Raw genomic sequence first — 13,231 nt, 5'->3', positions numbered from 1 at the left:
GTATAGTTTTTATTTTAACCTTACATATTTTCGAAGATGATAACAATATTAAACGATAATTTTTCTCAACTCAACGATTTTCTTCATGAAAAAACATTCAGTAAAATTTTTATTTTGGTGGATGAAAATACACATGAATACTGCCTTCCTGTTCTTTTAGGCAATATGGAAACAGATCTTGGGTTTGAGATTCTGGAGATTGAAGCCGGAGAAGAAATGAAGAATATCCAGACAGCCAATCAGCTTTGGGAAATTCTCACAGAAATGCAGGCAGACAGAAAAGCACTGGTGATTAATCTGGGCGGCGGAGTTATTACTGATATGGGAGGTTTTGTAGCATCTACTTATAAAAGAGGAATTAAGTTCATCAATATCCCTACTACCCTCTTATCCATGTGTGATGCCTCTATTGGCGGTAAAACAGGTATTGATCTGATGCATTATAAAAATATGGTAGGAACGTTTGCATTCCCTGAGCAGATTTTTATTTATCCTAAATTTTTGCAAACATTACCTTTTAAAGAATTAAGAAGCGGATTTGCTGAAATGCTTAAACATGGCCTTATTGCAGATAAAGCACACTGGAATCAGCTGATTCAGATCCATAAGCTTGATGTGGATGCCGTAACTCCTTATATTCAGAATTCTATGGATATTAAACAGGATGTTGTAGAAAAAGATTTCCATGAAAGTAATATCAGAAAAACCCTGAATTTCGGACACACAATAGGTCATGCGGTAGAAAGCCTTTGTTTACAGCAGGAAAACCCTATCCTGCATGGCGAAGCTGTTGCCATGGGAATGATTTGTGAGGCACATCTTGCTTATCTTGAAAACCTTATCTCAGAGGAAGATTCAAAAGTAGTGATAGAAAATATCCAGAGGTATTATCCTTATTTAGATATCAGTGATTTTAAAAATGAAGAGATCACAGCCTTGCTTTTAAATGATAAAAAGAATGTTGACAGTAAGATCAATTTTTCTCTGCTTACTGGTATTGGTGAGTGTAATTATGATTACCAATGCAGCCAGAAAAATATCATTAAATCATTATCTTTCTATAGAAAACTGAATGATGCATAACAGATTTTTAATGAATTATTACACTTTAAAACAAAATTTTTGACAAAATTGTCAATTTAGACCTCTTCTAAACAAATGTTTAATTGATTTTATAAGTGACTATTAATCAATTAAATAATTTCAAAACCACTCGTTTTACAAGTGGTTTTTTTATTGATTTTATTCCACGAAATATTTTTTGGCAAGCAATTTGGAATATCTCCAGCGTTCAACAGAAATGTGAACAAGTAGTAAAATTTAAAATTAAGAAAGAGTAAAATTAAAAAATTAAAGTTATGAAAAAGTTAATTTTAGGATTAGCAGTAACTGCAGGAACATTAGCGTTTGCACAACAGACAACTTCTACAAGTGCAGCAACGTTTGGTATTAAAGGAGGTATGAACGTGTCATCACTTTCTAACGGAGCAGATTTAAGTGACTCTAAGTCTAAAATCGGTTTTAACGCAGGTGTTTTTGCTAATATTCCTCTAGCTAGTTCATTCAGCGTACAACCGGAGGTTATTTATAATGACTTAGGTTCTAAAGTAACAAGAGAATATAATGTATTAGGAAATACTTATAAAGATGAATATTCAAGAAATCTGGGATATGTTGCAGTGCCTGTAATGTTCCAGTATAATGCAACTCCTGAGTTTTTCTTTGAAGCAGGTCCAGAGTTCGGATTTTTGGTAAGTGCTAATGACAAGTTCAAAAGCTCTACCAACAGCAATACAAGTTCTCATGTAGCTTCCCTTAATAAGGATGATTTCAAAACATTCAACTTTGGTATCGGTATTGGTGCAGGATATTATTTCACTCCAAACTTAGGTCTTACAGCAAGATATACAGCGGGTCTTACGGATATTTATAAAAACAATTCCGGTGACGCTGTAAAAAATAATGTATTCCAGGTAGGATTAGCTTATAAATTCAAATAAGCTTCATCAACATTCAGTAACAAATTTTATATTCAATAAAAGATCAGATTATAATTTTAATCTGGTCTTTTTTATTGTAAATCTTAAAATATGTTAATAAGTTTTAGTTTTCGTGTAAAATCATACTAAAATAGAAATTATTATTTCTCTGCTATAAAGATGAATAGATAGTTTTATTTTTTTTGGCATAGAATTTGTTAATAAAGAAAGTGTTAAACAAAACTTAAAAACTATTAAATAAAAACTTATGAAAAAGATTCTTTTAGGTCTTGCATTAGTAGCAGGTACTTTCTCTTTCGCACAAAAAACTTCTAATAATACAGCTTCTTCTCCAGTAAGATTTGGATTAAAAGCAGGTCTTAACGTTTCAACAATCTCGAATTATGACGTTAACTCAAAAGCAGGGTTCTATGCTGGTGCATTTGCTACAATCCCAGTTGCACAGGATTTCTCAGTACAGCCGGAAGTATTATATAGTGGTGTAGGTGCTAAATCTAAACACGATAGCAGTGATAAATTAAATTTAGATTATATTGCTGTACCAGTGATGTTCCAATATAATGCACTACCTAACTTATATGTAGAAGCAGGTCCTCAATTTGGGTTCTTAGTAAGTGCTAAAAGCAAATTCAACAACGGTTCTGTTGATGTTAAAGATGCTACAAAAGGATTTGATTTCGGACTAGGTCTTGGTGCTGGTTATTATTTTACACCAAATATTGGAGTTAATTTAAGATATGTTGCAGGATTAACAGATATCGTTAAAGACAGAATTGGCGGTGACTCTGCTAAAAACGGAGTATTCCAAGCAGGTTTATCTTATAAATTCTAAGCTTATACATAGCTTTAATAACAAAACTATAACCGGATTATTTATTTAATCCGGTTTTTTTATACCTGAAACTCTGAATTAATTTTTTGGCAAGGAATTTGCGTATAAAGTTATATCTGTTTTGAAAATGTTTTACATTAGAGTTTTTAACTTATAATTAAAAGCTGAGAAATAGATAACGGGAATATCAGTTATTTCCACATTAAAAAGAATACATTTTGATTTCAATAGAAAAAGTCAGGTTTACTTGTTAAATCTGACTTTTTCGCTTTTATATGATTTTTATCAATTTTATCTCTTTGGCGGGAATTTTGTTGCAGTGTGAACTGAAAATTTAAATAATAATCGTGAAAAAATTATTTATGGGATTGGCTTTTGCAGGAAGTATTTTTTTGGCAAGACTTACGAATATTATGAAGGAACCTGAGTATAAAATAAAAAACAATTCCTTTCAGGTTGGTGTAGCATATAAATTCAAGTAGATATTTATTATTTTTCGATGTAGGCCGGACATTTTTATGTCTGGCTTTTTTGTTTTTAATATAATATTGGCAAATTAAGGTTTTTCAGGTTTATAAAATGTTATTATTTGCCAATTAGGATATATTATCGGATAGAATAATTTTAACATGAAATTTATCACAATATTCAATATGTGTTGAAATATTTTATATGAAATAAAGTATAATGCTTCTTTTGTTTAATTGAAAAATCTCTTGGAAATGGCTGTGTATCTGGTTTTTTTAAGTTTGGCAAGCATTTTGCAAAATAAACCGCGAATGGCTGAAAAGTCATCAAGTAGTAAAAATTAAAAAATAAAAATTATGAAGAAGTTATTTTTAGGACTGGCATTAACTGCTGGTACACTAGCCTTTGCTCAGGAATCAACAACTGTAAATACATCACCTCTTAAAAAAGACGTTCAACCTGTAAGATTCGGTATTAAAGCCGGAGGTAACTCAGCGTATTTCAGCGAGCAGAAATTCGGAATGAACAGTCAGAAATTAGGTTTCCATGCAGGAGCTTTTGTAAACATTCCTATCTCTAAGCAATTCAGCATCCAGCCAGAGGTATTGTATAACCAAATGGGAGCAAGAGATGTTGCTTATTCTACAGAAACCACTACAGGGGCAACTACTGTAAAAACTAAAGGTGAAAACAAAGTAACGATGAACTATATCTCAGTTCCATTAATGGTTCAGATGAGACCTATGGACAAATTCTATATTGAAGCAGGTCCTGAGTTCAGTTATTTCATCAATGGAAAAACTAAAGGGGAAGCTACTATTTCGTCTACTACAGGAGGAATAACTACAACAACAACTCAATCTCAGTCTGATGATATTAACAAGGATAATATCAACAGATTCAACTTTGGCCTTGGTCTAGGTTTAGGATATGATATTACTAACAATATCGGAATTAGTGCAAGATATACCAACAGCTTAACAAAGATCGAAAAGAGCAGACCGGCTGCTGAAAACAATAACAGAGTTTTCCAACTAGGTCTGAACTATAAGTTCTAATAAAAAATAAACCAATTTTTAACTTCAGATGCAGATTTTGCATCGCATAAAATAGCCGGGAGAGTTTCTTTCGGCTATTTATATTTTGGTGAAGTGAATGTTGTAGTGTTAAAATGGATCAAGCGCAAAAGTTGGGGACTAGGCAAAAAGTTTAGCTAATCTGAAGATAAAAAAGGTTCTGTCTTTTACTCCTCTGAGCTGCATTCTGAAGTTTTTTATTTTCGCATTGAAAGATTCAGCAGCAGCATTGGTGCTTCTTTGATCAAAGTAGTTGAGAATATTTCTATAATGATTCATTATTGTTTTTCTTAAGGTAGAAAAAGATTTAAAATCTGCTTCTTCCACATTTCTAAACCAATGGGCCAGTTTAGTCATTGCTACAGATTTCGAAATATTTTGGTTATAAATTTTTCTAAGTCCATCAGTCAATTCATATGCCTGTTCCAGATCAGGATACTGGGTAAAAAGGATCGAAGCTCTTTGTTTCTGGGACAGAGTCCATTTCTCACGGCTTTTATATAGTAAATACCTGCTTCTTGCCAGGAGCTGTTTCCGGGTATCTCCGTTTGCAAAAACTTCTGTTTCAGCTGAGTGACTGTTAAAAGGATTGTTTTCCATTTCAATAGCCTCCCAGCGATGCCTGATCCTGATCTCCTGAAGGGCCTCTATGGACAGCTTCTGAACATGAAAACGATCAATAACCTGTACTGCATCAGGAAAGCAGCGTTGGGCAATACGTTTCATGGAACCCGCCATATCCAATGTAATTTCGTTTACCTTCATCCGAAGTTTTCTGCTGATCTTCAAAAGATGTGTGATGACAAAATCACTTTGGGTACCTTTTATCATAGCAACAATACTTCCTTTTCTCCCTTTTGCTTTTTTGGAGGTAAGAACGGTATAAAGTTCTCCATCAGATAATGCTACTTCGTCTAAAGATAAGGAGGCTGAGACATTTTCAGGGTAAATGATCCAGTCCTCTGCGTGCGGTTTTTGTTCCCAGCTATGATATTCGCTGAGATTATTCTTGTATTGCCTCTGGAAGGTCTTGCCTTTGATCCCGAAAAATTCTGCTATAACTTTTAGGGGAAGAGCTTTAGTGTCGGCTAATTTTTTTTAAGAAGCCTGCCAAATCCTTTGTCATCCGTGTGCCTTTCGCTACAAGCTGCCAGTCTCTCTGAAGGATCTCACCGGAGGATTTATCTGTCCATCTTCTTCTTTTCACATGGAGCTTTACGATTTTACCCCGTAATGGATAATCATCTACAATGATTTCAGGTAAAAAGCCCTTGGATTCAAATCTCCTTTCTTTAAATTCATGGGGAATACTATTTCTTTCTTCAAAATAAATATGAAGTTCTGCATCATGAGTTTCTGCTTTGAGGATATCAAAGTGCTCTACTAAAAATTCCGGAAGTAATAATTTAAGAAGGTCGTGATCGCTTAACATGATGCAAAGATAAAACTACTTAACATTCCCCCCAACTTTTGAGACTGAGCCGTTAAAATTTATATGTGCTGTAATAATGAATGAAACTGGGGGTGAAATGAAGAATCTGTTTCAGCCTTTTTGAGAATACTTATTCAAATATTCTGGGATCATCACTGATTACACCATCTATTCCCATGTTTTTTAGCTCCCGTAATCTTTCTTTGGTATTCACAGTCCACGGGATTACTTTCATCCCTAATGCATGACATTCCTGTATGAGTGAAGAGGTAACAAGTCTATGGTCCGGACTATAAATGGTTGGAGTGAAACTTAGAAATTTCATATCTCCTGCTACTCCATTCAGATGATCCGGATATAATTTAAACTTTTCTGGAGAAATATTTTTAAAATGAGCCCGTTGCTGTTCTATCTTCTTATCATCAACTTTTTCTACAAGTAATGCCGTCATTATTTTGGGATATTCTTTATGAACAATCTCCAATGTTCTGGGATCAAAAGACTGGATAATAACCCTGTCCTGAATTCCTTTTTCTATAATAATCTTCATCATGAGGTCTACAAATTCTTTAGGTTCCGGATGAAAAATATTGTCGGAGAAAGGACGTGTTTTTGTTTCTATATTATAATAGGGTAAAGGTCTTTTCAATTCACGGGAATAAGCTTCACATTCATCTATAACCTTTGAAAACAAAGGCTTCTGTACCTTCATTTTCTTTTGATCAGGATAGTTGCCAAGTTTCTTTAACCCCACATCAAAGGTTTGGATTTTGGAGTAAGGCATATCGTAAATTTTGTAGTAAAATCCGGAGTCTTGCGGGATATAGGTTCCATTGGCTTTGGTAACGAGTTCAGGAGAAAGAAAGGCATCATGGGAAAGAATTACTTTTTTATCTTTTGTGATGGCCAGATCCATTTCCAGCGTTGTTATATTCATTTTTAAAGCATTCTTCATCGCCGGAATTGTATTCTCCGGATATAGAGACTTTCCGCCACGATGCGCCTGATTATCGAAAAACTGCGCTGAATAAAGTTGAGTGGCAATAAGAAACAGACCTGTTAAAAATGTATTTTTCATACTCCTAAATTTTAATCTAAAATTAAAACCTGCATGTGTACTGAATACTACCGGAATATTAAGGTTGTGCTACATTTTATCATATTTTAGAGTATTGGAAAATTTAATAGCGTGTCTTGAGATTCCTTGTTCCTCGGAATGACATCGTGTATAAACGAAAGCCAGATATTTACTACCTGGCTTTCTATTTTTATGTAAGAAATATTTTAATTAAATAATTCTACTTCCTCTCCTTTTCCTACCGGATATTCTTCTGTGAAGCATCCGAAGCAGTGATTGGAAGATCCTAAAATTTCTTTAAGGTTGTCTATACTTAAAAATTCTAAGGAATCTACTCCTAAATAGTTTTTAAGTTCTTCTGTAGTCATATTTGCTGAGATCAGATCATCTTTTGACGGAGTATCAATTCCCAGATAACAAGGTGCAATAATTGGCGGAGAAACACTTCTGAAGTGAATTTCTTTTACTCCTGCATCCTTAAGGATCTTAACCAGTCTCTTGGAGGTTGTTCCGCGAACGATAGAGTCGTCAATAATTACTACCCTTTTATCTTTCATTTCTGAAATGATCGGGTTTAGCTTAAGGTTTACTACCCTTTCTCTCATTTCCTGTGTAGGAACAATGAAGCTTCTTCCGATGTATCTGTTTTTGATCAAAACAGGGCGGAAAGGGATTCCTGAAGCTTTTGAGAAACCGATGGCAGCAGGAACTCCGGAATCAGGAACTCCAATGACCAGGTCTGCCTCTACAGGAGCCTGTTCCCAGATTTTTTCCCCGGATTTTTCTCTGATCTCATATACATTGATGTTTTCCAGGGTAGAATCAGGTCTTGCGAAATAGATATATTCGAAAGAACAGATTCTCTGCTTCCCTTTAGATTCATCCATCATATAAGAATGAAGTTTCCCGGGCTCATTTTCATTGGTGTAAATGATCTCTCCGGGAAGAATATCACGTACATACTGAGCGCCTACAGCATCTAATGCTACAGATTCGGAAGCAACAACATAAGAGTTTTCATTAATGGCTCCTAAAACCAGCGGTCGGATTCCGTTGAAATCTCTGAAAGCAAAGAATTTATTTCTCGTCATTCCCACTACGGAATAAGCGCCTTCAATTTTTTCCATAGTTGCTTTAATAGCACCACGAAGCCCAAGGTCAAGGTTTTTCTGGATTAATCTCAGAATCACCTCAGAATCGGAAGTAGCTCTGAAAACAACGCCTTCAGCTTCTAGTTCTGCTTTTAATTCTTTTGCATTGGTAAGATTACCGTTGTGTGCTATAGAAAGTATAATCTGGTCGTATTCATTTTTCGCAAAAAATGGCTGGAAATTATATTTCTTTTTATCTCCTGCAGTGGTATAACGGGTATGCCCAATTGCAGAATTTCCCATAAAAGTTTCAGGCTCCTGAATGTCTTTATAAACGTCCAAAACCAGCCCTTCATCTTTCATATTGGTAATTTTTCCATCCTTTAAAACGGAAATACCACAAGCTTCCTGGCCTCTGTGCTGCAATGCAAAAAGCCCGAACTGTGAAAGAGAAAATGTATCCAGATCATTATCTGAATACAGTCCGAAGATCCCACATTCCTCATTAGGAGCATCTAATCTTTCCTCCTCCTGAGTTCTGAAAAGGTTTCTTCCGTAAACCTGGTTTTCAAACTGTTTTAAATATTCACTTTTATGAATGTCTAAACTTTTCATTTCTATTTTTTCTAATGATTAGAATTTAGATATTAGATGTCAGGAATTAGTCTAAGTTAACTTCAGTTTTTAATTTTTAGTTTCAGAATAATACCCTTTCTCTGCAATCTTATTTCTCTAAAAGATTTTTCAGACGGTTGTAGATCTCAACGTACGCCTCAGTTACTTCTCCTAAATCTCTTCTGAATCTGTCTTTGTCAAGTTTCTTCATTGTATCTTTATCCCAAAGTCTGCAAGTATCAGGAGAAATTTCGTCTGCAAGGATAATCTCACCTGTAGATGTTTTTCCTAATTCGATTTTAAAGTCTACAAGGATGATGTTGATCTTGTCAAACAGTTCGATGAGGATATCATTGATGTCTGAAGATAATTCATACATTTCATCAAGCTCTTCATAAGTAGCCGCGCCTAGGAAAACAGCGTGGTGATCGTTGATAAGCGGATCTCCCAATTCATCTTTTTTATAGCAGATATCGAAGATGGTTACCGGAGACTTAATTCCTTCTTCCACTCCTAATCTTTGTGCCATACTCCCTGCTGAATAGTTTCTTACCACCATTTCCAAAGGAATGATAGAAACTTTTTTTACCAACTGTTCTCTTTCGTCTAATTTTTTAATGAAATGAGTTTTGATCCCTTTTTCATTTAAATATTCAAAAATAAGGGTGGTAATGGCGTTATTCATCTCCCCTTTCAGGTCAACCTGGCCTTTCTTTTGAGCGTTAAATGCTGTAGCATCGTCTTTGAAACGTACTACTACTTCATCAGGATTATCGGTAGCAAATACTTGTTTCGCTTTACCCTCATACAACATTTCTTTTTTTTGACTCATAATTTTACTTTCTAAATTGTAGTTAGATTTATTGATTTATTTAATTATTATTCCTGTTAAGACAGCCAGTCCAAAACTTAATAATGTACCAATTAGCACATATTCTGTAAGTTTTCTCTGTTTTGCCTGTGCAAGGTCGCTGAACCTGAAAACAGATTTGGCAGCTACCATGAAACCTACGCCTTCCCAGTGATTTACCATGATAAAGGTAAATACCAGCAGACGTTCTAAAATTCCGATATATTTTCCGGCACTTGATAAAGATTCGGTTTGAATTGTATTGGGACCATCCGGAGCGGGTGTCCAGGATGATAAAAGGAGTTTGATAAAAATAGAAGCCGGTGTTGTGAGAAACAAAGCTGCCATCATGATCTTTAAAAATTCCTGATTCTGTAAAAAGCTGAAATTAAACTCACCGAAATAAAAAGAGGCTCCTGCAATGACTAAAATATGCAGCAGCTGATCGATGAAAAACCATCTTTTCTTTGTTTTTATGGTCTGAAAATTAAGCTTAGCAGCATCAATAATAAAATGCGTAATCCCTACTAAAACGGCCACCCACCAAAGTTGCAGGTCCCAAAGAAAAATGAAGCTTAAAACAGTATGAATCAGAATATGGAAATATAAAAACTTACTTTTCAGTTTATAGTTCTCCTTATCAGCAACCCATGAATTTGGCTGAAGTATAAAATCTCCGAGTAGATGTGCCAATATGAGTTTGATAAAGATCATGTTTATAATTCGGATATTTTCTTTCTGAAATACTGATTGGTTTCCACGATGAGCTCATAGTTAGCTCGTTTCAGTCTCTGGCTTATAGAAGACTGTGATATAGCAAATCTTTTGGCAAGATCTTCCTGGGTAATATCCTGGTTCATAATCATTTCATGAATAATTTCTGAGGTAGCCATAGTCCAGTTATCAAAATCCTTGGATGACCATTTCAATAAAATATTGAGATCTCTGTCTACAGAGTCGTTTGACGTTTTAATAGCAACTGTGTGCCCGTCATTCTTCAGGTCATTAAGAAGTCGTCCGGAATTCACATAAGCCGTACCATTAGATTCGGTGATCTTTTCAGAAGAAAAACTTTCTTCACCGATGCCTATGGCCATTCTTACATCCAGGTTTTCCTGACTTTTAATAAGTGATTTTATGGCTAGGAAATGCCAGAAAACAGAGTCGATACTACATTTGAACTGAAATTCATCTCCCCTGTAAATTTCCCATGTGCCAGGAGCGCTTCCCCAGGTTTCGAGAAGATTTTTAAGCTTGGTAATCCAAACTTCAGTGTCTGCATGCTGTGAATTTATAATATCACCGGTAATGACCGCTATCATACTGCAAATATAAGCATAATTACTTATAAATAAAAAATATAAGCAGAAACACTTATAGATATTGATTATTAGTGAATCTGCTTATATCAATTATATGGTAACCATAAAGTTTTTAAGGCTTTATACGAAGTTTAAAAATTAAGATAAAGACAAAATAGAATGAAAATTTTCCACTATGGAATAATATTAACTCAACCTTTTGTACTGCATTTTATTTGAGAAACTGCTTCCTGCTATCCGCTCATACTCCTCGCTCTTGTCCTTTCCAGCTGCCTGCTGTGGGGTAACCGCTGCTATCAGGGCTAATTTCCTTGACAAGGTCTAATCGGTCTCTTAAATAATTAAACCTAACAGGTTGTTGAAACCTGTTAGGCTGATATACTTAAAATAATTGTGCTCTTGTTTTATTTTTTAATGAACTGCTCTACTCTATCATCAAGTCTCAGAAGATAAGTTCCGGTAGGAATTCCCTGTACAGAAATACTTTTCTTATTTCTGAAAGGCTCTTTTTCTGTATAAATCACTTTTCCGGAAAGATCAATAACCTGGGCTGTTTTAATCTTCGCAGTTTCTCCACTTACAAAAATATAGTCATACACCGGATTTGGATATATTTTCAGTGAATGATCTGTAGAAGGAGCAGGTTCTGAAGTAGATAGTGTTCCTCCAAGATCCTGGCAGTAATTTACAGGATAAATATCCCATTCTGTACTATTAAAAGAATTTGAAGGTTGGCTGATAGAGGTTTTTCTATACAAAGAAACATCTTTCAGTGTGGAAGTATTGGACTGGTTTTTAGTTCCCAAGGCGTCAACTGTTGTTGATTTATATCTCAATTCGTAATATTTATCTCCGTCGTAAGCCAATTGAGGTGCTGCTGTCACAAATCTTGCCTGCTCCATATTGAAACACGTAAGATTGGATCTTGGATTTAAAATAACAATTTTTTCATTATTTTGTATGGTTCCTTCCATTTCAAAACCGGCCGGAAAATAATAATTAGAATTACCGTATGCCTGAACAGACAGTTTATAATCTTTAAGGTCTACAGGGTGACCTGTTTTATTTGTGATTTCAATCGCTTTATTATCAGCTGTTCCTTCAATATACTTAGAAATGAATAAATCTTTTGAAAATCCGTCCGAAGCAAGGGTATTTACAACAACAGAATTACTGTCCGATGAATTCAAATATCCATTATCATAAGATTTTACGGTATAAGTATAGGAAGATGAAGGAGTGAGATGGTCAATAACCAATGTTGTTGACTTGGTGGAGCTTAAAAACACTCCATTCTGATAGATATTATATCCAATCACATCTGAACTTGTACTTGGTGACCAACTTAAAGTTGTAAAATATGCTCCGGTTTGTCCTGCCGTTACATTTAATGGAGCCTGAGGGACAATTGTATCCGGTGTCTGATTCCATATTTCATTTACCCATTGTGGATTATCAATGAAAGGGTTTCTATTCTTTTGGATAGCAAACACAGCATTATTTCTGTTGACTTCCCTTGGAGAAACCGGATCCTGCTGATGCCATTGAAGAAGCATTGCAATATATGGTGCATCAAATGCTCTTTCTGCTGTTCCATCAAGAGGAGACCTGTCTATTGCCGGATTAATATTGGTTGAATAATTAAATGATGGTAACTTGTTTTCATACCGAACAACAAAATACAACAACATTCTGGCTACATCTCCTTTAAATTCGTCAATTGGCTCATATACTCTATTGGTATAGGCATAATTTGGAATGGCGCTATTGGCAATTTTGGAAGTATTAGTAAATGTGTAATGCAACGTTGAATTGCCAATACCATAAGGATAATTGTTTCTCAGCTGGTTGATTTTAGCATCCGTAGGAATTACAAAATGTAAATCGGAAAACATAGGATAGCTGCTGTTGAAGGTACTTTGAGGCATAGCATGCTCTCTGTTATATCCTTCTCCTTCACCGCCTGTACTGCTGATAAGGTTGGCTGATGTATATTCATAAGCATCCGGACCGGTAGGATTTTCAGAATAGATATCCAATAGAATGGTGCTATTATTAGCTTGTGTATGATTATCATAATACCAATCAAGATCAGTCTGATTATATAAATTAGGAAGGTCATCATAGTGCCAGTTGATATTCTTTTCAGAGATAATGTCATGAAGTTTAGACTTCAGGGCATACCCGGTTAATCCGGCGGTCCCATTATAATATCCGGCAGGAGCCTGCGCAAAGATATAAGAAGAAATCAAAATAATAGGAAATAGAATTTTTTTCATGCTTTAAAAATTGGGCAACTAATTTAGTGAAATAAAAAACGCAAAAGATTGAATATTTTATTAAGGATACATTAATTTTCGGAATATAAAAAATTGGAAATTAAAATATTGGCTGTGATACTATTATGAATGCAATAATTTTTTTTAGCATTCCGTCAATTTAATTATCTTTGGGAACTAACTATTAT

The 13,231-nt window shown here is 34.8% G+C and carries 13 protein-coding genes; 5 read left to right on the top strand and 8 right to left on the bottom strand.

What is annotated here, in order from left to right:
• The first annotated feature begins 36 nt into the window (after positions 1-36).
• The 5 genes from aroB to EG339_RS17690 all read left to right on the top strand — a co-directional run bounded on the left by aroB (position 37) and on the right by EG339_RS17690 (position 4,358).
• Complete coding sequence (gene aroB, locus EG339_RS17705; RefSeq protein ID WP_123871257.1) at positions 37-1,083, top strand: 3-dehydroquinate synthase; 1,047 nt, start codon at positions 37-39, stop codon at positions 1,081-1,083.
• A 275-nt stretch (positions 1,084-1,358) separates the two neighbouring features.
• Positions 1,359-2,000, top strand: coding sequence for a porin family protein (locus EG339_RS17700; RefSeq protein WP_123871256.1), 642 nt, complete (start codon positions 1,359-1,361; stop codon positions 1,998-2,000).
• A gap of 247 nt (positions 2,001-2,247) precedes the next feature.
• Positions 2,248-2,832, top strand: a complete 585-nt coding sequence (locus EG339_RS17695; protein ID WP_123871255.1) for a porin family protein — start codon at positions 2,248-2,250, stop codon at positions 2,830-2,832.
• A 347-nt stretch (positions 2,833-3,179) separates the two neighbouring features.
• On the top strand, positions 3,180-3,314 hold the full coding sequence (locus EG339_RS24660; RefSeq protein WP_262706868.1) for a hypothetical protein: 135 nt from the start codon (positions 3,180-3,182) through the stop codon (positions 3,312-3,314).
• Between the two features lie 342 nt (positions 3,315-3,656).
• Positions 3,657-4,358, top strand: a complete 702-nt coding sequence (locus EG339_RS17690; RefSeq protein ID WP_123871254.1) for a porin family protein — start codon at positions 3,657-3,659, stop codon at positions 4,356-4,358.
• Between the two features lie 138 nt (positions 4,359-4,496).
• Here the strand turns inward: EG339_RS17690 and EG339_RS17685 are convergent, their stop codons facing one another.
• The 8 genes from EG339_RS17685 to EG339_RS17650 form a co-directional block, all read right to left on the bottom strand.
• Positions 4,497-5,417: an ISAon1 family transposase gene (locus EG339_RS17685; protein WP_228459753.1), complete on the bottom strand. Its 921-nt coding sequence runs from the start codon at positions 5,415-5,417 to the stop codon at positions 4,497-4,499.
• Positions 5,418-5,454: 37 nt separating this feature from the next.
• Positions 5,455-5,808 (bottom strand): ISAon1 family transposase N-terminal region protein, encoded by a 354-nt coding sequence (locus EG339_RS17680; RefSeq protein WP_123868712.1) that lies wholly within the window; start codon positions 5,806-5,808, stop codon positions 5,455-5,457.
• Between the two features lie 130 nt (positions 5,809-5,938).
• Complete coding sequence (locus EG339_RS17675; protein WP_123871253.1) at positions 5,939-6,886, bottom strand: glycerophosphodiester phosphodiesterase family protein; 948 nt, start codon at positions 6,884-6,886, stop codon at positions 5,939-5,941.
• Positions 6,887-7,092: 206 nt separating this feature from the next.
• On the bottom strand, positions 7,093-8,592 hold the full coding sequence (gene purF, locus EG339_RS17670) for an amidophosphoribosyltransferase (protein WP_123871252.1): 1,500 nt from the start codon (positions 8,590-8,592) through the stop codon (positions 7,093-7,095).
• A 109-nt stretch (positions 8,593-8,701) separates the two neighbouring features.
• A complete protein-coding gene (purC, locus tag EG339_RS17665; protein WP_045496615.1) occupies positions 8,702-9,424 on the bottom strand; it encodes a phosphoribosylaminoimidazolesuccinocarboxamide synthase in 723 nt (240 codons plus the stop codon).
• 36 nt (positions 9,425-9,460) lie between these two features.
• Positions 9,461-10,156, bottom strand: coding sequence for a DUF3307 domain-containing protein (locus EG339_RS17660; protein ID WP_123871251.1), 696 nt, complete (start codon positions 10,154-10,156; stop codon positions 9,461-9,463).
• Positions 10,157-10,158: 2 nt separating this feature from the next.
• On the bottom strand, positions 10,159-10,764 hold the full coding sequence (locus tag EG339_RS17655; protein ID WP_066692550.1) for a SatD family protein: 606 nt from the start codon (positions 10,762-10,764) through the stop codon (positions 10,159-10,161).
• A gap of 404 nt (positions 10,765-11,168) precedes the next feature.
• The gene (locus EG339_RS17650) at positions 11,169-13,043 is read right to left on the bottom strand and encodes an endonuclease (RefSeq protein ID WP_123871250.1); all 1,875 of its coding nucleotides are present in this window, start codon (positions 13,041-13,043) and stop codon (positions 11,169-11,171) included.
• Positions 13,044-13,231 lie beyond the last annotated feature (188 nt).

It is taken from the genome of Chryseobacterium bernardetii (assembly GCF_003815975.1).
Taxonomy (GTDB): domain Bacteria; phylum Bacteroidota; class Bacteroidia; order Flavobacteriales; family Weeksellaceae; genus Chryseobacterium; species Chryseobacterium bernardetii.
Note: the sequence above shows the minus strand (reverse complement) of the source record. Positions and strands in the feature narration are given on the sequence as shown.